This is a genomic window from Microcoleus sp. D3_18a_C4 (assembly GCF_036702415.1).
In the GTDB taxonomy this organism is placed as follows: domain Bacteria; phylum Cyanobacteriota; class Cyanobacteriia; order Cyanobacteriales; family Microcoleaceae; genus Microcoleus.
Genome location: NZ_JAUBTI010000045.1, coordinates 1 through 23,148, shown reverse-complemented (window position 1 = coordinate 23,148; position 23,148 = coordinate 1). Strand labels below are relative to the sequence as shown.

21 protein-coding genes and 1 pseudogene are annotated in these 23,148 nt (G+C 42.7%); all 22 read left to right on the top strand.

Features of this window, described 5'->3' with window-relative positions; translation table 11 throughout:
• Positions 1 to 93: 93 nt before the first annotated feature.
• The 22 genes and pseudogenes from QUB16_RS19290 (at position 94) to QUB16_RS19190 (ending at position 22,891) form a co-directional block, all read left to right on the top strand.
• Entirely contained in the window at positions 94 to 2,046 is a 1,953-nt protein-coding gene (locus tag QUB16_RS19290; protein WP_333318524.1) for a hypothetical protein, read from the top strand.
• Between the two features lie 106 nt (positions 2,047 to 2,152).
• Positions 2,153 to 3,322 carry a hypothetical protein gene (locus QUB16_RS19285; RefSeq protein ID WP_333318522.1) on the top strand — a complete coding sequence of 390 codons (1,170 nt, stop codon included), beginning with the start codon at positions 2,153 to 2,155 and terminating at the stop codon, positions 3,320 to 3,322.
• Positions 3,319 to 3,561 carry a hypothetical protein gene (locus QUB16_RS19280; protein ID WP_333318520.1) on the top strand — a complete coding sequence of 81 codons (243 nt, stop codon included), beginning with the start codon at positions 3,319 to 3,321 and terminating at the stop codon, positions 3,559 to 3,561. Before QUB16_RS19285 ends, QUB16_RS19280 begins: the two co-directional genes overlap by 4 nt.
• Before the next feature lie 192 nt (positions 3,562 to 3,753).
• A complete protein-coding gene (locus QUB16_RS19275; protein ID WP_333318519.1) occupies positions 3,754 to 4,329 on the top strand; it encodes a DUF4255 domain-containing protein in 576 nt (191 codons plus the stop codon).
• A gap of 20 nt (positions 4,330 to 4,349) precedes the next feature.
• On the top strand, positions 4,350 to 5,264 hold the full coding sequence (locus QUB16_RS19270; RefSeq protein ID WP_333318516.1) for a carboxypeptidase regulatory-like domain-containing protein: 915 nt from the start codon (positions 4,350 to 4,352) through the stop codon (positions 5,262 to 5,264).
• 41 nt (positions 5,265 to 5,305) lie between these two features.
• Positions 5,306 to 6,598, top strand: a complete 1,293-nt coding sequence (locus QUB16_RS19265) for a phage tail sheath C-terminal domain-containing protein (RefSeq protein ID WP_333318513.1) — start codon at positions 5,306 to 5,308, stop codon at positions 6,596 to 6,598.
• Between the two features lie 30 nt (positions 6,599 to 6,628).
• Positions 6,629 to 7,801 carry a phage tail sheath subtilisin-like domain-containing protein gene (locus QUB16_RS19260; protein WP_333318511.1) on the top strand — a complete coding sequence of 391 codons (1,173 nt, stop codon included), beginning with the start codon at positions 6,629 to 6,631 and terminating at the stop codon, positions 7,799 to 7,801.
• 2 nt (positions 7,802 to 7,803) lie between these two features.
• Positions 7,804 to 8,247 (top strand): phage tail protein, encoded by a 444-nt coding sequence (locus QUB16_RS19255; protein WP_333318509.1) that lies wholly within the window; start codon positions 7,804 to 7,806, stop codon positions 8,245 to 8,247.
• Between the two features lie 11 nt (positions 8,248 to 8,258).
• Positions 8,259 to 8,621 (top strand): phage tail assembly protein, encoded by a 363-nt coding sequence (locus QUB16_RS19250; RefSeq protein WP_333318506.1) that lies wholly within the window; start codon positions 8,259 to 8,261, stop codon positions 8,619 to 8,621.
• Between the two features lie 17 nt (positions 8,622 to 8,638).
• Positions 8,639 to 8,785 (top strand): annotated as a pseudogene (locus QUB16_RS33625) (DUF6760 family protein); the annotation flags it as partial.
• A gap of 47 nt (positions 8,786 to 8,832) precedes the next feature.
• A complete protein-coding gene (locus QUB16_RS19245; protein WP_333318503.1) occupies positions 8,833 to 9,300 on the top strand; it encodes a phage tail protein in 468 nt (155 codons plus the stop codon).
• Between the two features lie 15 nt (positions 9,301 to 9,315).
• Positions 9,316 to 11,598, top strand: coding sequence for a hypothetical protein (locus QUB16_RS19240; RefSeq protein ID WP_333318502.1), 2,283 nt, complete (start codon positions 9,316 to 9,318; stop codon positions 11,596 to 11,598).
• Positions 11,589 to 12,242 (top strand): CIS tube protein, encoded by a 654-nt coding sequence (locus tag QUB16_RS19235; RefSeq protein ID WP_333318500.1) that lies wholly within the window; start codon positions 11,589 to 11,591, stop codon positions 12,240 to 12,242. Before QUB16_RS19240 ends, QUB16_RS19235 begins: the two co-directional genes overlap by 10 nt.
• Before the next feature lie 12 nt (positions 12,243 to 12,254).
• The gene (locus QUB16_RS19230; protein ID WP_333318498.1) at positions 12,255 to 13,322 is read left to right on the top strand and encodes a hypothetical protein; all 1,068 of its coding nucleotides are present in this window, start codon (positions 12,255 to 12,257) and stop codon (positions 13,320 to 13,322) included.
• Complete coding sequence (locus tag QUB16_RS19225) at positions 13,319 to 14,026, top strand: phage baseplate assembly protein V (RefSeq protein WP_333318495.1); 708 nt, start codon at positions 13,319 to 13,321, stop codon at positions 14,024 to 14,026. The genes QUB16_RS19230 and QUB16_RS19225 overlap by 4 nt, the downstream gene beginning before the upstream one ends.
• Positions 14,026 to 14,412 carry a GPW/gp25 family protein gene (locus tag QUB16_RS19220; RefSeq protein ID WP_333318494.1) on the top strand — a complete coding sequence of 129 codons (387 nt, stop codon included), beginning with the start codon at positions 14,026 to 14,028 and terminating at the stop codon, positions 14,410 to 14,412. The genes QUB16_RS19225 and QUB16_RS19220 overlap by 1 nt, the downstream gene beginning before the upstream one ends.
• Positions 14,413 to 14,418: 6 nt before the next feature.
• On the top strand, positions 14,419 to 18,018 hold the full coding sequence (locus QUB16_RS19215; RefSeq protein ID WP_333318492.1) for a baseplate J/gp47 family protein: 3,600 nt from the start codon (positions 14,419 to 14,421) through the stop codon (positions 18,016 to 18,018).
• A 3-nt stretch (positions 18,019 to 18,021) separates the two neighbouring features.
• On the top strand, positions 18,022 to 19,014 hold the full coding sequence (locus QUB16_RS19210) for a hypothetical protein (RefSeq protein ID WP_333318490.1): 993 nt from the start codon (positions 18,022 to 18,024) through the stop codon (positions 19,012 to 19,014).
• On the top strand, positions 18,996 to 20,888 hold the full coding sequence (locus QUB16_RS19205) for a phage tail protein (protein WP_333318487.1): 1,893 nt from the start codon (positions 18,996 to 18,998) through the stop codon (positions 20,886 to 20,888). The genes QUB16_RS19210 and QUB16_RS19205 overlap by 19 nt, the downstream gene beginning before the upstream one ends.
• A 23-nt stretch (positions 20,889 to 20,911) precedes the next feature.
• Complete coding sequence (locus QUB16_RS19200) at positions 20,912 to 21,340, top strand: hypothetical protein (protein WP_333318485.1); 429 nt, start codon at positions 20,912 to 20,914, stop codon at positions 21,338 to 21,340.
• 163 nt (positions 21,341 to 21,503) lie between these two features.
• Positions 21,504 to 22,163, top strand: a complete 660-nt coding sequence (locus tag QUB16_RS19195) for a sigma-70 family RNA polymerase sigma factor (protein ID WP_333318484.1) — start codon at positions 21,504 to 21,506, stop codon at positions 22,161 to 22,163.
• 140 nt (positions 22,164 to 22,303) lie between these two features.
• Positions 22,304 to 22,891: a zf-HC2 domain-containing protein gene (locus QUB16_RS19190; RefSeq protein WP_333318483.1), complete on the top strand. Its 588-nt coding sequence runs from the start codon at positions 22,304 to 22,306 to the stop codon at positions 22,889 to 22,891.
• Positions 22,892 to 23,148 lie beyond the last annotated feature (257 nt).

Here is a 23,148-nt window from a genome sequence, read left to right as displayed (position 1 = left end):
GCCGCGTGCATTAATCTAAAATCCCCAAGCCAAAATTGGCTTGACCGCTAGTTTTAACTTAGGGTTAATCCCAAATCGAAAACAGGAAAAAGTATGCAGCAACAAGATTGGACTAAATTTTCGCTACAGCGGCCTAACTATTTTGCAGGGCAATATCTCCTAGATGAAGACTTCGAGTTAGCGCACAAGTATTTAAGCGATCGCCAGCGTTACATCAACAGCAGACTGCATCTAGCGGGAATAGTAGAAGGGCTAGAGGTAGAAGCGATCGCAGGTGAAGCGGAAGTTACCATAAAATCAGGCACTGCGATCGACGGTGAAGGAAACTTAATAATTCTGTCAACAGAAAAGAGCAACATCAAAATTAATTCAGACTGTTGGCTATGCCTGAGATACCATCAAGAACCAAAAATATTACAGCAACCGGAAATTCCAGATAGTTTCACCCGCTTTGCAGAAGAACCGCTACTAACATTAGAAGCGCTCGCTTCTCAAGATACTAAAACAGTTACATTAGCAAAACTGAGTGTAGAAAACGGAGCAGTCAAGATAGACAGCAGCGTGCGGCAATATTCTGGAGTACGTTTGCCAAGCGGAGAAAGTGAAGAAATAGCTCTCCAAAGTGATGGAAAATCGTTAACAATAAAAGGAAACCTGAGTGTATTGGGGACATTGCAATTAGGAGAATCGGCAATCAGCGGCGTATCAGAAAGCATTGAAACAGAAAGCGATCGCACCACAGTAGTCCCCTCGGAAAAAGCAGTCAAAGACCACATTAACAAGCGAATAGCCGAGAGACTAGCGACGTTAAATGCGCCAACAGAAGAAAGACAAGCGATTTCCCTCTCAACTCGACCGGATGGGAAAATATACGGTTGGAAAACAGAAGGCGGTGAGGCATCAGATCCCACGTCAGTGTTAAAGTTTCTATCTTATGAAGAGGGAGAGGAACGCCCCAGGCTAACGATTGAAAGACATACAGGTAACATCGGTATCGGGACAACTACTCCAGAGAGAACGCTGGATGTTGAAGGTGTCATCCGCGCCAAGCATATCGAGTCTACAAATCCGATGAGACACCGGATGTATCCCAGCAATCCGATCAAGGTCTATCAAGATATTTTTGTGGCGAAAGAGGAAGGGGCGATCGCTAAAATGGGTTCACCATCTTATGACGATACAAGCCACGCAACTAACCTGTGGAACGACCGTAAAATGATTAAGTTTGGAGGCAATAACGAGGAAGATGATAACGGCGCAGTAGTTACCATTCCCCCAGGATACGATACTGTCTGGGTAAGAGTATGCGGCGATCGATGGAATGTCATCAAGGCGTTCTTCTTAGACTATGACAAAGAAAACCTCAGACGCTGGACAGGTGGACGTAGAAACGGTAACTGCTATTGTCCTGACGGTTCGCTTGCTGATACCCATTACGATCGGCATCAATGGGTACCGATTCCAGCAGGAAGAGCTGGAAGGCTAGCGCTGATTTCCAAGTTACATACTAACGATCAGTTTTGGGTGTCGGGGTTGGGATTCAGCAAAAACCCTTGGGCTCATGCAACTCAATCAGCTATTGGATATCACTGCCAAGTCAACGATGGCATCTCAACAGGATGGGAAGACAACTATCACAGTTACCACGGAGACTCTTTGACAAAGATTCAGTCCAAAACTAATGGGGAAGTGACCGTTCCTGTTGTGTGGTCTGGACGGGATAAGTTGCTCTACATGGTCGAGTTTAACGAAAGCTGGAATGGTTGCATGCACAATGGTATTACCGTCAACGGTCAGCTTCTTGAAGAACGGTTCCTGTCAACTTACGATAATCCCTTCGCCCGCCATTGGAATAGCAAATTCCATAACCGCTATATCGCTGCTCGCATCCCGGCTAATTTGATTCCCCAACCCAAATCCGATACGAACAGTCGCATTAGTCCCACGACCTATATTAAGGTCAAAATCGATATGAGCAAGCAAACTAGTCACCTTCATTTCCGCGAAATGGGGACTCACGATCTGGAACTTCCCTATAATTTTTGATGGCACTTCAGACTTTTGAACGCAAAGTCAACGACCCAGCACTGAAGCGATTCGGCTTCCATGCCAAACCTTCAGTTTCAGTTGAAAACAGAAAATCCGAAAACTTATGGTACAGCAACCAGATTGGACGAATTTTTCGCTACAGCGACCTAACTATTTTTCAGGGCAATATCTGTTAGATGAAGATTTTGAGTTAGGTCACAAATATTTAAGCGATCGCCAACGTTACATCAACAGCAGACTGCATCTAGCAGGAATAGTAGAAGGATTAGAAGTAGAAGAAATAGCAGGTAAAAGCGAAGTTACTATCAAATCCGGCACTGCGATCGATGGTGAAGGAAACCTAATTATTTTGCCCGAAGCAACCAGCCGCAAAATCACTACAAAAGTCTGGCTATGTCTGCGGTATCATCAAGAATCTGACGTATTGCAGCAACTGGAAATTCCGGATAGCTTCACGCGCATTGCTGAAATACCCGAATTGACTTTGGAAGCGATCGAAACCAGAGATAACAAAACGGTAATCCTGGCTCAAGTCACGCCAGAAAAGGGGCAGGTTACAATCAATACAGAGGTGCGGAAATATTCAGGAGTCCGTCTACCTAGCAGTAAAACTGAAGGAATCGCCATCAGAAGCAACGGTGAGGCTTTAGCGATCGCAGGCAATTTACATCTAGGGGGCAATTTACATCTAGCAGGTACTTTGCAACTGAGCGATCGCTCTAGCTTAACTGCAGTCTCAGAAGTTATTGATGTACAGCGCGATCGAACCACAGTAGTACCATCAGAAAAAGCAGTAAAAGATCGCATCAACCAAGAAATTACCGACAGACTGGCAAAGCTAAACAGGCAAATAGAAGAAGAAAAACAAAATCGGAAAGAACCTGTTATTACTGGCATGATTATAATGTGGAGCGGGTCTATTGCTAACATTCCATCCGGTTGGGCACTTTGTGACGGTGAAAATAATACACCTAACCTCAAGGGTCGGTTCATTGTCGGGGCAGGCGGCACATACGATGTCGGTGAAACTGGTGGCAGTAAAGAAGTCACGCTAACGATCGATCAAATTCCTTCACACAATCACGATGCTGGCGAATTCAAACAACTGTTGCAAAAGCACCCGGATGGCAGGAATAGCTACTCAGGTAAAGATGACCGTACTGTAGGCGAACCAAATCTTAAGAATGCGGATGAAATTCAACCTGCTGGCGGAGGAATGCCTCACGAAAATAGACCTCCTTACTATGCGCTCGCCTATATCATGAAGCTGTGAGTGACCTAAGAATGAAAGAACAACTGCAACAACGCCTCCATGCTTTGCAAACAGAATACGCAGCGGGGCAAAAAGCTTTAGCTAATTTAGAAGCTCAAAAAACCAGCTTGCGCGAAACTTTACTCCGCATTAGCGGTGCCATTCAAGTCCTAGAAGAAGAGTTGGCGATTAACAGCCAACAAAATCGCAAAGTAGCTGAACCATCGCCATCTATCCTGGAAGTTATTTCCGAGAATTAATCTTTTTAGGACTTACGCATCGGGACTGAGAAACCGGGTGTTTGCGAAAATATTTCGTGAGGGCCCGCAAATTCGGTAAAAAAACAGGTTTCTGTAGGGGCGGTGCCCCCGTGCCCGCCCTCAGAGTTCGCATCATGCGTGCGATCGCGATTAGCAAATCAGCATCCAGCTTTTTCAAATAGGAACTAAGTAATGTTAGACGACTTAGACAGCAGCCTAGAACAACTACTAACTCGCGAATTGCCAGATTTACAAAGCTCAACAGAGACTCATGTGGCAATTAGTTTTGAGATGCCGATCGATATCAAACAAAAGCCTGCGATTAATCTCTTTCTCTACGACGTGCGAGAAAATATGGAATTGCGAAGTAATGAGTGGTCATTGCAGCGTCGCGCCAACGGTACTGCAGTAAAAAAACGTCCTCCAGCTAGGGTGGATTGTTCCTATTTGATTACTGCTTGGGCAAATGCCGATGACCCCCAACAAGAACATCACATTTTAGGGGAAGTAATGAAATTATTGCTGCGTTATCGGACGCTACCAGAAGCAATTTTGCAAGGCAGTTTGAAGGGACAAGAACGGCTGCCGATCGCGGTTGGTTTACGTCCTAGCTACTTGCAAAGTTTGGGTGAATTTTGGCAAGCAATTGGCGGGAGACCAAAGCCTGCACTCAATTATATGGTGACAATTGATGTACCAGTTGATGAAGAGTCAGAAGAATTTCCGCTCGTCCTCGATAACCGAATTCAAATTAGGCAAGGTATTTAGTTTGACAAGGAACTAAAAAAATGTTAAAAAGAGAACGATCGCGTTATAAAATATCAATAGTCGGACAAGTTAAAGACGCGATCGCAAATCGGGGGATTCCAGATGCTATAGTCAAAATTGTTGATGCTCCCGACGAGTTTATTAAAAGCGCAATTTTCAAAGCTAAACTGCTGGGATTGCCCGGTTTGCAAATTCATTGGCGCTCGTTAATTGGCGAACTCAATCCCGCAAACAAAACTCTGCCTCAAGAGTTCCAAGACTTTCAGCAATCTCTGAAAAATCCCAACTCTAACAGTGCCGATAAGCTAAAATTGTTTCAGAGTTTTCTGGAAGAACCAAAGCTAAGCGATCGGCAGAAATTTCAAGGATTGCAAGAAATTCTTGACTATCTTCCATTCAGCCCAAAGCACAAAATCTCTCAACCAGAACGTACCCAAACAGCCGCCGACGGTTGGTTCTATTTTAGAGATTTGCCACCTGGAATTTATCAATTACAGGCATTTTTACCCAATGCGATCGGGCGCTATAGTGCCGCCCAAGGTCAAATCGAGATCGGCCAAAAAGATGGGGAAAATATTGACAATCCCGATCCAAATGTTTCTCTGTTTGATAAGATTAGGGTAGAATTAAAACTGAAGCCGACAACGCTTTTAGGCAAAGTAACAAACTACGATGACGAAGAAGCGATCGGTATGGCTAAAGTGCAGATTCAGGGGAAGAGAGATTACACTTTTAGCGCTAGCGAACTCACTAAGCAACAACAAGGTGAGTGGAACTATCGACTTGTCGGCATAGAAGCCGGAAATACACCCCTAACAGTCATCGTTTCGGCTAGAGGACATCCTACACAACAAAAAGAAATCAGTCTGCAAACAGGAGAAGTTAAATCGCTAGACTTTCAGTTAGTTCCCGCGCGATCGCTTCTTAATCCGTAAAAATTGTTCCACTATCGCAGTTATTTAGCAAATAAAAAATCATGCCCACTTATTTAACTCCCGGTGTTTATGTTGAAGAAATTTCTTCAGGACTAGCGCCTATTGCTGGTGTAGGAACGAGTACGGCTGGATTCATTGGTATCATCGATATTGCGGCGACGACTGCTGCTAAAGGCGAGGGCGGTGCGGAAAAAACGGCACCTAAAGAATCGGCCAAGTTAGCATTAGCTGTAGCCCTAGCCAAGAAAAATACTTTTATTGCTAGTGAGGATCGCTACTCAATTGTAGTCCGCGATCAAAAAGAAGGTGAAGAAGTTCAACTTTCACCTTCAGTAAACAGTGGAGAAGTTAAACTCTGTACAAACTTCACTGAATTTAAGAATTTTTTTGGCGACTTCTCAGGCGATCGCGGTCAAAATATCCTAGCTCATGCTGTTTATGGTTTCTTCAGAAATGGAGGAACAAGATGTTTTGTGGTATGGGTGAAAGCAGAAAACGAACTTGAGGCGGCTTTGGATAGGTTTGAAGCTATTGATGAAATTGCGATCGTAGCTGCTCCAGGATTAACTAGCAAGTCATCCTTGGATAAAATCAACGCTCACTGCCGACTTTTAGGCGATCGCTTCGCAATTTTCGATGCTGACGAAGACATCACCTTAGAAGAGCTAAAACCAGGAAGCGACAAACTGTTAGGCAACTCAGATTATGCAGCTTTATACCATCCTTGGATTCAAGTTTTCGATCCTACAAGCAACGAGTTAAAATTCGTTCCTCCTAGCGGTCACGTTGCAGGTATCTACGCTCGCGTAGATAATATAAGGGGAGTTCATAAAGCTCCCGCCAACGAGTCAATTCTAGGAGCTATAGGCTTAAAGCAAGAAATCAGCAAAATCAAACAAGGCCCTCTTAACGCCGACGGCATTAATTGCATCCGCAATCTCAATGGTAATATCCGTATTTGGGGAGCGCGCACTCTAGGAGCGGGGAAAGACAATCCCGATTTCAAATACATTAATATTCGCCGTCAGTTCAACTACCTGCGCGAGTCGATTGACGAAGGAACCCAATGGGTAGTATTTGAACCCAATAACGCAGAACTTTGGGCAAAGATCCGCCGGAATGTCACCGCATTCCTGACCAATGAATGGCGCAAGGGTGCATTATTTGGTACAACTCCCCAAGAAGCATTTTTCGTTAAGTGCGATGCTGAAACCAATCCTTTAGACAGTCGCAAACTAGGTCAGGTGGTGACTGAAATTGGGGTAGCAGTAATCGAACCTGCTGAATTTGTGATTTTCCGCCTGAGCCAAATTGTGACTGAAGAAACCCGATAATGCGATCGCTAATTCAAAAATGTTTAACCTATGCTGACATCCACGCACCTAAACTTAATAGCTCCTGGTGTATACTTGCAGAATATTCCTGCTCTACCAGGTAAGGATTTACTAACGGGTGTTCCGGTGTTTCTGGGGACGGCGGAGGTTAACAATTTTCAGAAAAACAATCTGCCCGTACCGAAAATGCTGACATTATGGACTCAGTTCGGTCAGCATTTTGGCAAGCCATTACATAATAGCTATTTAGCTCATGCGGTACGGGGTTTTTTTGAAAATGGCGGTCGAGTGTGTTATGTGGTGGCGTTGAAAGATAACACGCTTTTAGAATTGCAAAATGGATTAGAGGCAATAGAATCACTAGATGCGATCGATCTAGTATGCGCGCCTGACATTATGCAAAACTCTCAATTAGTGGCGAAGGCGATGCAGGCATCCGTACTGGAACATTGCGATTTAATGGGCGATCGCTTTGCCATTCTTGATGCCTTCAATATTACCGAAGTTGAAGGCATACAAGCGCTAAAAGCACAACAACAAGGATTAATTGGTAATAACGGTGCTATCTACGCTCCCTGGCTGAAGATAGAAAACGCTCCCTGTTACATTCCTCCTTGCGGTCATATTGCGGGAATTTATGCGCGTAGCGATCGCGCCGTCGGAGTGCATCGCGCTCCTGCTAACTACTTACTCGAAGGAGTTTTGGATTTAAGCCTATTACTTTCCGATCCTGATTGGGAAATCTTAAATTCAGAAACTGGAGCTGGAGTTAACTGCATCCGCAGTTTCCGAAGTCGGGGAATTCGCGTTTGGGGAGCGCGGACTTTAAGCCAAAATCCAGATTGGCAATACGTCAATATTCGTCGCTTAAAAATAACACTCCTGCGCTGGACGGAGCGCAATTTAGCCGATGCAGTGTTTGAACCCAATAACAGCACTTTGTGGGGGCGTATCGAGCGAGAACTAACAGTTTACTGCGAATCTCTTTGGCGACAAGGAGCTTTGCAAGGCGATACTGTTGACGAAGCTTTCTATGTCAAGTGTGACGCAGAAACTAACCCCCTCGAACTCCGCAAAACCGGACAGGTAGTAACGGAAATTGGTTTAGCACCGACTGCTCCGGGTGAATTTATTGTGATTTCCTTAGTTCACCGCAGTAGCGACGTTAAATTTGTCGAATCTAATTCATTTAAGGAGAATTAACCGTGCCTAATATCAAAGATAACCACGATCCATTTAACGGTTATAATTTCTGGGTAGAATGGGATGGAATCGTCCATGCAGGCTTCAGAGAATGCAGCGGATTAACTGCTACCAGAGCCGCCGCTACCTATCGAGAAGGAACTGACAAAAACCTGGGTCAAAGACAAGTTCCCGGTTTAAATACTTTTGGTAATATTAATCTCAAACGAGGAATTACCGATAACGATGAACTTTGGAAATGGCACAAACAACTGACAGATGGTGAGAAGATCGAGCGCCGTAACGTTTCGATTATCCTAGCCGATGATAAAGGCGAAGAAAAAATCCGCTGGAACTTAGAAAATTGTTGGCCTACAACTTGGACTGGCCCAGATTTTAATGCTACTGCTGGCGAAGTGGCGATCGAATCGCTAGAACTGGTTCACGAAGGATTAGCTGTTGGTTAAAGTGAGGAAAAATGCACCAGACTGAATTTCTTTTTACCCTACCTCACGGTTATGTTGATGCAGAAGGAAACCTTCATCGTGAAGGAATTATGCGGTTATCGACAGCCTATGATGAAATAGCTCCTCTGCGCGACCCTAGAGTACAAAGAAATGCAGGTTATCTGGTGATTATTCTGCTAGCGCGGGTGATTACTAAGCTAGGTACTTTAGATCAGCTCAATACCAAAATTATTGAGGAACTATTTTCTGGGGACTTGGTTTACCTGCAAGATTTTTACCAGCGAATTAATCAAAGTGGTAATACTCGCTTTCAGGTAGCCTGTCCCCATTGTGGCGGAGAGTTTGAAGTAGAAACTTCTCCCTTGGGGGAGTAGTTCGCTACCCCCCAGAACGCCTGCTGGAGGAGGTAGCTTATCTTTCTTATCACTTTCACTGGTCTTATCAGCAAGTTATGAATATGGAACACTGGGAAAGACAACAGTGGGTGGGTCAACTAGCTCGAATTAATCAGCAGATTAATCAGCAATCAGGTAGTTAGTGATGTTAGTTTTGAGATTTTTCTCAATTAGTTAGAAGGAGAATTTTGTGGTAAAATCTAAAAAAAAAGGGGGAGGTAATTCTCAAGAAAAACCCCGCGATCCTTATATGGCTTTCAATTTTATTGTAGAAATTGAAGGATTAACTGTAGGGGGTTTTTCGGAAGTTACGGGTTTAAGCAGCAAAATGGAGCTGGAAACTTATGTCGAAGGTGGGGTTAATCACCGCGTTCATCAATTTCCTAAGCAGATGACTTATCCTAATTTGGTTTTAATTCGAGGATTAACAGAAAGAGATGATATATGGAAATGGTATGAAGATGCTACGAGAGGCAAGATTCGTCTGTTAAATGGCACAATTATGGTGCGAGACAGCCAGCAATCTAAACTGATAGGATGGAACTTCAAAAAAGCTTACCCTGTGGCTTGGGATGGGCCGCAACTGAATGCGAGTAAGGGTACTGAAGTTGCTTTTGAGCGTCTAGAATTAGTTCATCGAGGAGTTTATAAAGCTTAGTTAATCTAAAAATATATGACATCTAATAGTTTACCAACATGGCAACAATCTCTCAACCAAAAACTTGTGCGGCGGCTTAACAATCCGTTGACTGAACCTGGTATTATTAATAATGAAATGGCAAGAAAGATTATTGAGCGATCGCCGGATCTGCTCGATCGTCTACCTTTATTGGCGCAACAGATGCAGCGTTGGTCAACAATTGTGGATCTTGAGTCGGAACAAATGCCTATTGTGTATGTTGAACATCAGCAGCAGATCAATGATTCTAGCTTGCTATCTTCCGATCCTAACGAAGGCAAAAAACAAGTTCCCGTAGTAAAAGCTAAGTTGGTGCAAGTTAAGGCAGATTCGGCACTTCAAAATAAAGAATACCCTTTAGTTGACGCGCGATCGCAGCCAACAGCATCAGTTTTAACACCAGATAATTCTTTACCTAATTTACCAAATAATAGTTCGTCTGAAACTGAAACTTCCCCAAAAAATAGTATTAACAATACAAGTTATATTTCTAATCCATCAATTTCAATAACACCTATTAGCGCAGATTCAGTTAACTCGATTCAACGCAAGTTGGATAACGAGCAATTATCGCCTCAGAATGAATCGATAAAGTTAGAGCCAGAAATTCCAGTGGTTTACGAGCGATCGCAGCCAAGATTATCAGATGAAACTCCCGAAAAACCTTTAGTTAATAATTTGTCAAATAATATTTTTCCGACTAGAGAAAGTTCAGCCGCCGAAAGGTCAGAACAACCTTTAGGTAAATTATCAAATAATATTTCTAAGACGAGAGAAACTTCCGCCGACGATATTAACAATCACATTTTTTCTGCAATTTCCCTAACACCAATTGGCGAAAGTACAGTTAACCCAACTCAAAGGCGGGGAGAGAGTTCTGACAACGTGAATTTACCAGTTGTGCAAGTGAAGTCAGAGCAATTATCGTCTCAAAGTGAATGGGTAAAATTAGAGCCAGAACCTGCTTTGGTTTACGAGCGATCGCACCCAAAATTATCAGAGGAAATTTGCGAACAACCTTTAGTTAATTTATCAAATAATAGGGAAGCTTTGATGGAAAGTTCATTAAATAATATCGAGCGTCAAACTTCTCCATCAATCTCAATAACACCAATCGACGCGGTATCAGCTAACCCAATTCAACGGCGGGTAGATGGCTCTGATAATTTGAATTTACCAGTTGTGCAAGTGAAGTCAGAGCAATTATCGTCTCAAAGTGAATGGGTAAAATTAGAGCCAGAAACTTCTTTAGTTTACGAGCGATCGCACCCAAAATTATCAGAGGAAATTTCCGAACAACCTTTAGTGAATTTATCAAATAAGAGGGAAGCTTTGATGGAAAGTTCATCAACTAATATCGAGCGTCAAACTTCTCCATCAATCTCAATAACACCAATTGACGCGGTATCAGCTAACCCAATTCAACGGCGGGTAGATGGCTCTGATAATTTGAATTTACCAGTTGTACAAGTGCATTCAGAGCAAATATCGCCTCAAAGTGAATGGGTAAAATTAGAGCCAGAAACTTCTTTGGTTTACGAGCGATCGCACCCAAAATTATCAAACTTTCTTCCCGAACAACCTTTAGTTAGCTTATCAAATAATATTTCTAATACGAGAGAAACTTCCACCGACGATCTTAACAATCAAACTTCTCCGTCTGGGCCCGTCGTCCCTATTAGCCCGATTTCTACCCCTTCAATTCAGCGCAGATCCGATAACTCAGCATTCGTTTACTCTCAACCACTAAGCCCAAAATTAACTTTAAACGAGCCACCGATCTTAATTAAACAGTTTGAGAGAAACCACCCTTCAGTTGTTAGTAAAGAAAGCGAAAAAATTACCCAAAGCCCTATTTCTAATTCTCACTCTTATAATTTACCAGTTGTACAAGTTGATTCTGAGCGATCGCCACCTGAACTTCAACCCTTAATATTTTCTGCTTCACCTATTGCTAAGCAAAAAGTAAGCAGCTTAAATGGCAAGGAACTAAATATTGATAAAAAATTGATTGCACCAGCTAACAATGGCACGTCATCCACTCATCAAGAAACATTTATAACCCATACAACTACCTCAGAGCGAGCTACAATTGCGTCTACTTCATCGTCCAATTCTCAACTGTCTCAAGTAAATCAAACTACTCACAACTCAATTGCAGGAGTTAATATACCACCTCAAATTGATGTAGATGCTTTAGCAGACAAAGTAGAGCGCAAAATCATGCGAAGATTAGTTGTAGAAAGCGAACGAAGAGGTAAGAAACAATGGCACTAGAAAAACTCAAAATCAAAGCAGAAAAAAGTAACGAAGGAGATTTTGCTGACGAATTTGAAGTATTGTTTAATCCCAATCAGGTACAAATTAACAAAACTGGTTGGATTATGACCACAGATGGCCCAATTCCTGCTAATGAATTAGCGACTTTAACAATAGAGTTATTCTTTGATACAACTCTCAAAGGATCTCCGCCCGAAAACGTTCAGCAATATACCAAAAAAGTTTTTAATTTGACTCAACCAAAAATTGGTACAGACAAGAAAAGACCGCCTCGCTGTAAGCTCGTTTGGGGAACAATAGGAGGAAAAGATAGTATTTTATTACCCGATGGTTTTCTAGAAAGTGTAACAAAAACCCTGACGCATTTTTTAGAAGATGGTACTCCCGTGCGTGCTACTCTTAACTGTACGTTTAGGGAATGGGCAGATGCAACTAAAAAGAAAAAAGCCGAAAATCCAATTGACGATCCGGTTCGCATTGTCAAACGAGGAGAAACCCTTAGCAGCATTGCCAATGAAGAATATGGAGATTGCGGTTTATGGCGCATAATTGCTGAAGAAAATCGACTGGATAATCCACGTCAAATAACGCCGGGATTAGTTCTGACGATTCCACCTCTGCGGATTCCCAGTCAAACTTAGAGGAGATAAACGATGTCTGATTACAGTGGCGTGCAAACGCTTTCTCCTAATATTAGAGTTCTCATTCAAGGTAAAAAGCTTTCTGCTGAAGCTAATGCTGATTTAATTTCAGTAAGCGTATCTGAAGATGTGGAAGTACCAAGTATGTTTACTTTAGAATTGACAAGTTGGGATTTAGCCAAGAACAAATTAACTTGGATTGATGACGATATGTTTGAAGTTGGGAACGAAGTAGAAATTCAAATGGGTTATGAGAATAAATTAAAAACATTGATAGTAGGAGAAATTACAGGTTTGGAACCAGAGTTTAATCCTGGTTCGCCTCCTGTTTTAGTGGTGCGAGGACACGATCTGCGTCACCGTTTGTTGCGGGGTTCTAAGACAAAATCTTATGTAAAAATGAAAGATAGCGATATCGCTAGTCAGATTGCTAGAGCTAGGGGGCTAACACCAAAAGTTAAGGATAGCGAGGTTAAACATGAATACGTTTTGCAACACAATCAAACTGATTGGGACTTTCTACAAAGTCGTGCAGAGCGGATCGGCTATGATGTTGTTATTGATAATAAGACTTTATATTTTCAACCCCCACAGAACGACAGCGCTAAAGTTTTAACTTTAAAATTTGAAGAAAATTTGAAGTCTTTTTTACCTCGGTTGAGTAGCATGAATCAGGTGCAAGAAGTAGAAGTTCGCGGCTGGATTCCGAAAGATAAAGAAGAGGTTATAAGTAAAGCTGCTGCTGGGAAAGAAGGTAGTAAAATGGGCGGTAAGACGACAGGACCAAAGGCTGTTGAAACTTTTGGAAAATCTGTTTCTACGGTAGTCACTCAACCTGTAGCGAGTAAAGCAGAAGCCGATCAAATAGCTTTGGGACAGTTGAAAGATATGGCGATCGCGTATATCACTGCTGAAGGCACTTGTGGAGGTATTCCCACTTTGCGAGTTGCTAAAGTAATCGAAGTTACTGGAGTGGGTAAACGATTCAGCGGATTGTATTATGTTACCTCAACCGAACATAATTACTCGCAAAATCGCGGTTATAGTACCTTATTTATTGCTAGGAGAACTGCGTCATGATTGGAATAGATTTGTTGATGCCTGAAGATCCAAGCGTTCGCTTTTATGGAGTTAGCATTGCCGTAGTGACTAACATTAAAGATCCTGATGGAGTGGGGAGAATTAAGGTTAAATTTCCCTGGTTGTCAACAGAAGATGAAAGTGCTTGGGCGAGGGTGGTTACTCCCATGGCGGGCGAAGATCGGGGATTTTACTTTTTGCCAGAAGTTGATGACGAAGTTTTGGTTGCTTTTGAACATGGCGATATTGCTTTTCCTTATATTATCGGGAGTTTGTGGAATGGCAAGGATAAACCGCCTTTAAAAAATGACGATGGTAAAAATGATAAACGCATGATTAAATCCCGTAGCGGTCATAAGATTATTTTGGATGATACTAAAGATAAAGAACAAATTATCATCGAAGATAAAAGTGGAAAAAACAAAATTACTATTGATTGCGAAAAGAATAGTATGAGCATTCAGGTGGAGGAAGATTTAAACATTGAAGCTAAAGGTAAAATTACCATAAAAAGCACGGACAAAGATATTTCCATAGACTGTAAAAATTTAGAAATTAAAACTCAACAAGAGTGTAAAATTGAAGCTGGATCGAATTGCAGTATCAAGGCTAAATCTAAAGGTGAATTCGCGGCGCAATCAGGTATAGAAATTACCAGTGCGGCGGGGGTAAAAGTAAATAATGGAACGTTGGAGGTGATGTAATGGATATTGATTTTTTAGGCGTAGGTTGGACTTTGCCCGTGCAATTGGACAAAGGAGAGCAGGTTTTAATGGCGAAGTATGAAGATTGCGTTCGTCAGTCGATTTGGGCGATCGTTAATACCGCTAGAGGGGAACGGGTGATGCGTCCCGATTTTGGTTGTCGCATTCACGATCGCGTTTTTGCTCCTAACAATTCGGGTACAGTTGGTGAGATAATTAGCGATGTGCGAGAGGCTTTGATGGAGTGGGAACCGCGCATTGATGTTTTAGACATTGATATGCTCTCTAATCCATCTCAGCCTAACGTGCTGCACATTTCTATTAATTATCAAGTTCGCACTACGAACAATTTGTTTAATCTCGTTTATCCATTCTATTTACAGTAGCTAATCATGCTTATACCTGCACCCAAAATTGACCCACGCAGCTATGAAGATATTGTTAAGCAAACGCAAAAACTGACAGAGCAATATACTGGGAAAGATTGCTCTCAGCCAGGCGCAAGTTTAGCACTAATTCGGATTTTCAGCCACATGGCAACAGTGGTGAGCGATCGCCTCAATCGCGCAAACGATCGCAATTTGCTGGCATTTATTAACTTAATTGGTACTCAACAAACTCCTCCCCAACCCGCGAGAGTTCCTCTGACTTTTAGTTTAGCTGAAGGCAGTCCTGTCGATGCGCTAGTCCCAGCTCGCACGCAAGTTTCCGCACCTCCTTTAGTCGGGGAAAAAGAAGAAATTGTCTTTGAAACCGAACAAGATTTGTTGGTGGTAGGGACAAAATTGGAAGCGATGTTTGTAGTTGAAGATCGAGATTACTACAGCGATCGCACCGTTGCAGCAACTACTAACCAAGATCGAGCATTTTTAGCCTTTAAAGGCGATCGCCCCGTCGAGCATTATCTTTATATATGTTGTGAAGAAAATTTTAATCTACCGGAAGTAAGAACTGCGGCGATCGCGATTAACACCGACAGTCCAGAAAGTGCGATCGCGCTCAAAAAAATACTTCATAGTTGGGCGTATTGGGATAACAAGAAATGGCAACCTTTATCCCAGGTCGAAACCGCAGAAAATGAGGCAGAATTAACTGTAACATTGACTCAGTTACCTAAATTGATGCCTGTCGAAATTAACGGAAAAACCGCTAAATGGTTGCGAACCAGTTTAAAACCTTACAGTCGAGATAATTTGCCAGAAATCACCCAAATTAATACTGTTATCAGTATTAATCAAACTCAAACTCCCAAATTATGTTTATTTAATACTACTTCCCTCGATTTGAGCAAAGACTTTTATCCCTTTGGTGTCACACCTCAGCATAACGATACTTTCTCTATTCCCCTTGATGATGAATTGATTAAACCAGGAGTTACTGTATCAATTAACATTGATTTGAGCCGTTTACCCAGTTATACAGAAGATTTAGAAGTTACTTGGGAAATAAGTGACGGGCAGCAGTGGCACATCATTGAAAAAACCACCAGTAAAAACAAATTCCGATGGCAGAGAAATTCATCACCTATTAAGTTTATAGAAAATAGCACATCAGCTACCTTTCAGTTTCCCCAAACTTTACCCGAACTTAATTTAGCGCGCGATCGCGTAGAAAATCATTATTGGGTTCGCGGCAGGATTACCAACGGTTTTTACGGTACAAAAGGGAGAGAAAGGAAATATGTTGTTTACAACGATGTCACCTTAGTTGCCCAAAACATCGCTGTTGGACAATCACAAATATTCGTTGATAGCATAGATGAAGTGGAGATTGGGGACTCAATTCGCCTTCAGTCGTCAGTCAGTCAAATTCTACAAGAAGAAATGAAAGTTAGCCGGAAAGCTGCTGCCCAAAAGAAGCTGACTCTCGACACCGCTACTCGCAATGAATATGCTGCTGGTAGTAGAATTATGAGCAAATTTATTATGGGAGAAAAAGGTGCGGATACTTTCGATCCGCCCTGCGTTCAATCGGTGACAATAAATTACAAATTTGTCCATGAAAAGCCTGCTTTTTATTATGCTTACAATGACTTTATCTATTGTGAAGGCAGTCCTTTATCGGTGAGATTGCTCCAGCCAGCTAAACCAGGGGAAACGATTGTTCATCTTAATGATGTCAATCAGTTAACAGTAGGTGAATTGGTAAAGTTCGACGATTGGAAGCAAGAAAAACAGCAAATTGAACTAATCGATCGCGATCGCAATCTAGTCATCTTCACAAAAGCGCTAAATTACTATCATCACGGAGGAAGTAGAGTAATTCGTTCTTTTCACCCCTTAACTCCTCAAATCAACCCCGAGTCTGCACTTTATTTGGGATTTAACAAACCATTTCCAAATCGCCCAAATACTCTTTACTTGCAAGTAGAACCTCCGCAACAGGAAGAAATTGCACCTCATGCGAACCGGGGACAAAGCGACATTAACCTACAGCGAATTGCTTGGGAATATGCGAGTTCCAACGGATGGCAAACCCTAGTTGTAGAAGATGAAACCCAAGCCTTTGCTGAGAAAGGCTTAATTAAATTTATCGGGCCGACCGACTCGATTCCATCGCCCTACTTTGGCAAGGAATTTTATTGGCTGCGTGCTAGGAAAAAACCCAATGATTGGGAAAACATTCCTTTTGGATTGCTCTATGTTTTGAAGTGGGCTTTAGGATTTCAACAATTAAACTTGTACAGTTCGATCCGCTATCTGGCTCTGAAATTAGCAGGTTCTGTTGATTTTTCCGTACATCCCCGCCTGCTAACCGTGCGAACGAATACAACTTGGGCGAGTCAAACTATTACTTTAGAAAATGAAGTTTTAGGTTCTAGCAATAACGATCCGAAACAAGTATATTCCACCACTAATTTCCCTATTCTCCAAGGACAAAAATTAGACATTCAAGAAGGTAGAATACCCGCCGATGAGGAACGACAAATCATCGAACAGCGATTGGGTGCAGATGCGATCGCGCCTGTTGAAGATGAAACAGGTAAGTTAGTAGAAGTTTGGGTAAGGTGGCAAGAAGTGCCAGACTTTTATAGTTCTGAACCTAAAGATCGTCACTATGTTGTCGATCGCCAAACTGGAAAAATTTATTTCGGTGACGGACAAGCAGGGATGATTCCACCGCGCGGACGTAACAATATTCGTCTGAGTAAATATTGCACTGGAGGCGGTATTAAAGGCGATCGCGCCGCCGAAACAATCGCCGAACTCAAAACAACTATTCCTTACATTGACAGCGTAATTAACTGGGAATCCGCCACTGGAGGAAACGATGAAGAATCTTTAGAGAAGCTAAAAGAGCGATCGCCTCAACGATTGCGCCACCGCGATCGCGCCGTAACCGCCCAAGATTTTGAAGATTTAATTTATGAATCTTCTGTAGATATCGCCAGAGTGAAAATAATCACCCCGGAAATGATGGTTGCCAATTACAATCCCTTGCTAGAAGGACTATGGCTAAATCCTGACGGTACGCCTAGTGCTACCAACGTGCAAGTCATCGAAAGAAATCGCCTCCAAATTTTCGAGCGCAAAATTCGAGCAGGTCGAGTTTTAGCCATCGTCGTTCCCCACAGTCAGGAACGCCAACCAACCCCCAATTTAGCATTACTCAATCGCGTAGAAACTTATTTACAAGCGCGTTTTGTTCCCACAATGAAACTGTTAGTAACTGGTCCTAAATGGCAAGAGATCGTAGTTACTACTGAAATTGTGCCTGTTGCTGTGGAAAGTGCTGATGCTGTCAGAGTAGCCGCACTCGATCGCATACACAGCTTTCTCCATCCTCTCACAGGTGGCGATCGCGGACTCGGATGGAGTTTTGGGCGCCAACCTCACAATTCCGACCTCTATGCTGTCCTAGAAAAGGTGCCGGGGGTGAAATACGTTCGCGCTTTAAATATCCAATTTGCCGCTGCTGCGATCGATATTCAAACCCTCATTTACTCAGGTCAACATATCGTCACTTTGAAATTACCCGGAGGCACAGATTAAACCATGCCATTACCATTACCAAATCTCGACGATCGCACCTACGCAGACTTAGTAGAAGAAGCCATTTCTCTCATTCCCATCGAAGCCCCTGAATGGACAGATCGCAATCCTTCCGATACAGGTATTGTACTAATTGAATTATTAGCGTGGTTAACAGAAATGGTGTTGTATCGCGTAAATCAAATCCCCGATTGCAACCAAGCCGCCTTTTTAACTCTGCTCAAAGGACAACCTTGGACGCTACCCGCCGACAAATCTCCCGCCGAGCAAAATGCCATCTTGCAAGCAGAAATTCAAAAAACATTAGCACAACTGCGACGACCATATCGAGCCGTTACCGCGAAAGATTTTGAGCAACTAATTTTATCAGACTGGTCAAAAACTAACACTATTCAAAGAGAGTTCGGAAAGGCTGGCATCATTGCGCGGGTAAACTGCTTGGCGGAACGCGATCTGGAAAACTCAAATATTAATGAGATTGTGGAAGGACATATTACCTTAGTAGTGTTACCGCGCGAACCCAATACAAATACTGAAAATCTCCGACAAACAATCAAAAGATTTCTCAATCAACGACGGCTGATTTCTACTCGTCTCCACGTTATCGATCCCAACTACGTGAAAGGAAAAGTTTCCGCTATTTTATATTTACACGATAGTGCAGATTTTCAGAAAGTCGAAACCGAAGCTACCCGCCGAATTAAAGCTTTTTTTTCTCCCCTAGATTCCCAAGATTACTGGCAAGGTAAAGGCTATCCATTTGGCGCGGATATCTATATTTCCGAGCTGTATCAATTATTCGACGATGTGCCGGGAGTGGATTATGTCGAGGAGGTTAAACTCACCGATTTTGAAGAACACCGAGAGCTAGTCAACGAACAAGGCAAACCGATCGGTATTTCCTTGCAACCCCATGAATTAGTCGCAATGGAGATCGATCGCATTACAATTGTCACAATGCAACGTCAAGGAGACACATGGAAAAGCAACAACTAAGTAGTTATACAGAATATCTACCCGCTTACCTGCAAACCGATCTGTTTTTGGATCGGCTGTTACTGGCTTTTGAGGGTATTCTCAGCGGTTTTTCTAAAGAGAAAGAAGCAACTATTAACCGCGCGATCGCGGGTGGAAATACAGAGAAGATTTTAGGTTTAGAAACCCTCATCTCTCAGATCCATAATTATTTCGATCCGCACCAAACCCCAACCGAATTTTTACCTTGGTTGGCGGGATGGGTAGCATTGAGTTTGCGAGATGATTGGGATGAGGAAGTCAAGAAGCAATTTATTAGCCAAATGGTGCCGCTTTACCAAATCCGAGGCACTGTTTTCGGAATGAAGAAAATGTTGCAAATTTATATGGAAAGTTCCGGGTTAAGCTATCCAGGACGGACGATTTCTATATTTGAATTTGACAACAAACCCCATTACTTTCAAATTCAACTTGTCTTACCCAGCAATCAGGTGATTCACCCGGAGAGATATTGGCGAGAATACCGCATTGCTAAAGGCATTATTGACCAAGAAAAACCTGCTCATACTTATTACGCGCTGAGAATATTGACGCTCACCATGCAGATTACTCAAGCATGGGGATGTTGTTATCCGTTTGTGATGTTTGATGCGCCGCCTCAGCAAAAATTTCAGATTGAGGCAGTAATTAAACTCAATAACGCAGTACCAGAAGATAATCTAGAACAACAAATACTGATCCGAATTCAGGGGAAAAATTTACCTCTAGAACCGAATGGAGGTCAACTCGGTCCAAATGTCAAGCAAACTGTTTTTTATGAGCAGTTTTTAGGGAATCCTGATGGTTTTTTTATTGCTCTTGCCAATTTGAGCGATCGCCAACTTACAGGAACCATTAAAGTTAAAGTTGACTTTCATCTCAATCATCAACAATATTCTCTGATTATATTCGATTCTCTTCCCTTCGATTTAGAACCTAACTTAAGGATTTATCGCCCCCTTAATCAATTAGAATTAATGCCAGGAAATACTCGCATTGACTCCGATATAGAGCAAACCCTTCGCCTCCGCCAATATCCAGCTTTAAGCATTTATCAGGCTAAAATGAAGTCGATAGATGGAAATACTCGTCTCGGTTCTAGAGTAGGTGAAACTATGCGTTTAGTACACGATGCACGACTGAGAATTTATAAACCCAGAACCATTTTTGAAGGAATGCAAGGTAATACTCGCCTCGGTTCTAGAGTTGGTGAGACGATTCAACTTCCCACAGGTGCGGATAATTCCCAATTAAAAATTTACTCTCAAAATCAAGAATACAAGATCGGGAATACTCGTCTGGGGTCACAACTGGGTGCAACGATGCGTTTGAGTCCTAACTCGCAATGGTTGGAGAGGATTTATGGGTTTAAATTATTTGATGCTCCGGCTGAAAATAAAATAGAAATAGAAGCAATTGTTGAACTGGAGGGAGTGGCTGAGAATGAAGGAGAAAAAATAGCAAGGCTGTTAACGTTGCGAATGCAGTCCTGTTCCTCACCCTTTAGTCCTCTGATGCCAAAAATGGAATTTTTCTCTAAAGGAATGCGAGGGAAACACAAGGTTAGCTATCAGCGGTTTTTGGATAATTCCAAAGGTTTTTATGTGGTTTTATCTAATATCAATGATTGCCCCGTAGCAGGTAAAATTACTATCAACCTTAACTTTAATCTCAATCAGCTTCCCGTTTCTCAAGCGATTGTAGAAACAGAGTTTAATTTGAGTCCGAGAGTAAATGTTTTAGAGATTTGTTGGAGGGATAACAGGGAAAAAGTAAAAGGCAATACCATTATTGGTAGAGTTACTCCACAAATGCTAAGGTCTTTGACAATTCAGGAAGAAGCTTGGGTAGATTGATTAAATTATGAAGGGCGATCGCTATGGCGGATTTTATCTTAATTACAGGTGATATAGCTGTGTTCAACCCCGTATTTGGACAAGCAATTGTCACCGTACTTCCTGGCAATATAACCGGGTCTAGTAAAGACATGGTTAACAAAAAAATAGTCTGCGTTGATGGTGATGAGAAAACCGTCATCGTTCCCGGTTGTGCCTACATTACTTCAACACATAACATTCCCGGTGTTGGTATCCTTTCTATTGAATCTTTAGCCGCTAATCAGAAAGCGCAAAAAACGAAAGCTAACGGTAAACCAGTTTTATTGAAAGGAGGTACGTTTAAGGCGAAATTTCAAGTTTCAGCTCCAGCGCAGCAACCGACTCCAGCAGGGCCGATTCCCGACGCTACTCCTCAATATTCGGGAACTGGTTCTTTTATTACTACGAACTTCCAAGTCAAGGGAACTTAAAACATAATTTAAGGAAGATGGACTATACTATATAACGTGTTCAATTTAACTCGAATCACCCTACTTAATGTTTTGTTACATACTTTTGTTACATACTGAGGGGAACTTCTACCGATCGCCCTGCGTCATAAACAGTGGAATGTTCGATGAGCCAGTTCCACCTATGAGCGAATTTATTTCCGTGTCCTGGTCTGCGGTTGTGGCGACCGTTCAAAGAGTGCAATTGCCAGCCGAAAAACTCTCTAATTATGACTTGGTGTTGCGGTGTCAGGAAGGAAATCGACCTGAGACCACGGCCTTTTCAGAACTGTTGAAGCGGTATCAGTCCCACGTAGACAGGGTTCTCTATCACTTGGCCCCTGACTGGCAAGACCGAGCAGACTTGGCTCAGGAAGTGTGGATTCGGGTCTACCGCAATATTAACCGCTTGCAAGAGCCTGTTAAATTTCGGGGCTGGCTGAGCCGCATCGCCACTAATTTGTTTTACGATGAGTTGCGGAAGCGCAAGCGGGTGCGAACTCCGCTGTCGCTCGACGTACCCCGTACTCTGGAAGATGGCGAGGTTGATTGGGAAATTCCGGCCGACAGTCCGGGGCCTGATGAAGATTTGACGACTAGAGAATTTTACGACCAGTTGCGGGTGGCGATCGCAGATTTGCCGGAAGTATTCCGCACGACAATTGTTTTGAGAGAAATAGAAGGTTTAGCCTATGAGGAAATAGCCGAAATGACCGGAGTTTCTCTGGGAACTGTCAAGTCGAGAATTGCTAGAGCTCGCCAAAGATTGCAGTTGGAATTGCAAAAATATCTCGATGGTAATTAGCAAGAGTAATTTCAGAGGCGGGTTAAGAAGATTTGGTGAAGTTTGCTGTGACATCAAAACTTCTCTTTTAAAATATAAGTAAGCAGTAAATCATTCTAATACCGAGTGCGTGATTCCCCAATTAGAGCAAGTCTGAAATTATGAGTGGTAACTTTGAATCCGATAAAAATCAGAATCAGCAAGGCGTGGGGGATGCACTCGCTGAAACTGAAGTTAACAACAATTATGCCCAGGGCAATGTAACTACTATGATGCGCGATCGCTTTGAATTGCTAAGTGCCTATCTCGACGGTGAAGTGACGGCGACAGAACGCCGGCAAGTTGAGGAGTGGCTGACAAATGACCCCACTACGAAACGTTTGTACTCGCGACTGCTGATGATGCAGCAGAGTTTTCAGGCAATGCCGGTGCCGGCTGCGGAACAATCTGCCGAGGAGTTGGCGGCGAAGGTTTTGCAGCGGGTGGAACGCAAGCCGAAACGAACTTGGATTTTGGGTGGCAGTGCGATCGCAGCTTTGTTGGTTGCGGTGGTGTCTGGTGTCGGTGGCGGCCGCCAATTGTTTGCTCCTCAGTTTGCTCGATCGCCCGTTCCTGCTGAATCAGACGGTTTGATTATGGCTTTGAACGAGCCTCTGGTGGAGATGGTTAATCCTAACGATTTGATGCTTGGGGTGAATGCACCGATAATGGAGATTCCCAAAGTTGGTGTAGCAACCCCTCAAAAGTAATTGCCAAAGGCGCAGTAGGATTTCTGTTTTGAGCATAACTGAAGTTGCTCAGCTCCCTAAAAAAGGGGGCTTTTTGCCGTTTTTCCCAGTTTTTCAAGGTGGATATATCCTTTGACGCTTTCTCGGCTTTGAATGACGAATTGTGGGGCGATCGCATCTTAATATCCTAGTAGGTAGCGAGCATTGGTGACAAGTTAAGGCTGTAAGTCTTTTGTCAAGAGGCTTTCGGAGAGTTCTTAAAAAAGAATTGGTCAGAC

What these genes read in the sequence shown, in the direction of transcription:
- QUB16_RS19290 (WP_333318524.1), top strand. Translation starts at nt 94, where the DNA reads ATGCAGCAACAAGATTGGACTAAATTTTCGCTACAGCGGCCTAACTAT.
- QUB16_RS19265 (WP_333318513.1), top strand. Translation starts at nt 5,306, where the DNA reads ATGCCCACTTATTTAACTCCCGGTGTTTATGTTGAAGAAATTTCTTCA.
- QUB16_RS19220 (WP_333318494.1), top strand. Translation starts at nt 14,026, where the DNA reads ATGGATATTGATTTTTTAGGCGTAGGTTGGACTTTGCCCGTGCAATTG.
- QUB16_RS19190 (WP_333318483.1), top strand. Translation starts at nt 22,304, where the DNA reads ATGAGTGGTAACTTTGAATCCGATAAAAATCAGAATCAGCAAGGCGTG.
- QUB16_RS19200 (WP_333318485.1), top strand. Translation starts at nt 20,912, where the DNA reads ATGGCGGATTTTATCTTAATTACAGGTGATATAGCTGTGTTCAACCCC.
- QUB16_RS19195 (WP_333318484.1), top strand. Translation starts at nt 21,504, where the DNA reads ATGAGCGAATTTATTTCCGTGTCCTGGTCTGCGGTTGTGGCGACCGTT.
- QUB16_RS19210 (WP_333318490.1), top strand. Translation starts at nt 18,022, where the DNA reads ATGCCATTACCATTACCAAATCTCGACGATCGCACCTACGCAGACTTA.
- QUB16_RS19230 (WP_333318498.1), top strand. Translation starts at nt 12,255, where the DNA reads ATGTCTGATTACAGTGGCGTGCAAACGCTTTCTCCTAATATTAGAGTT.
- QUB16_RS19285 (WP_333318522.1), top strand. Translation starts at nt 2,153, where the DNA reads ATGGTACAGCAACCAGATTGGACGAATTTTTCGCTACAGCGACCTAAC.
- QUB16_RS19235 (WP_333318500.1), top strand. Translation starts at nt 11,589, where the DNA reads ATGGCACTAGAAAAACTCAAAATCAAAGCAGAAAAAAGTAACGAAGGA.
- QUB16_RS19225 (WP_333318495.1), top strand. Translation starts at nt 13,319, where the DNA reads ATGATTGGAATAGATTTGTTGATGCCTGAAGATCCAAGCGTTCGCTTT.
- QUB16_RS19215 (WP_333318492.1), top strand. Translation starts at nt 14,419, where the DNA reads ATGCTTATACCTGCACCCAAAATTGACCCACGCAGCTATGAAGATATT.
- QUB16_RS19240 (WP_333318502.1), top strand. Translation starts at nt 9,316, where the DNA reads ATGACATCTAATAGTTTACCAACATGGCAACAATCTCTCAACCAAAAA.
- QUB16_RS19205 (WP_333318487.1), top strand. Translation starts at nt 18,996, where the DNA reads ATGGAAAAGCAACAACTAAGTAGTTATACAGAATATCTACCCGCTTAC.
- QUB16_RS19275 (WP_333318519.1), top strand. Translation starts at nt 3,754, where the DNA reads ATGTTAGACGACTTAGACAGCAGCCTAGAACAACTACTAACTCGCGAA.
- QUB16_RS19270 (WP_333318516.1), top strand. Translation starts at nt 4,350, where the DNA reads ATGTTAAAAAGAGAACGATCGCGTTATAAAATATCAATAGTCGGACAA.
- QUB16_RS19260 (WP_333318511.1), top strand. Translation starts at nt 6,629, where the DNA reads ATGCTGACATCCACGCACCTAAACTTAATAGCTCCTGGTGTATACTTG.
- QUB16_RS19250 (WP_333318506.1), top strand. Translation starts at nt 8,259, where the DNA reads ATGCACCAGACTGAATTTCTTTTTACCCTACCTCACGGTTATGTTGAT.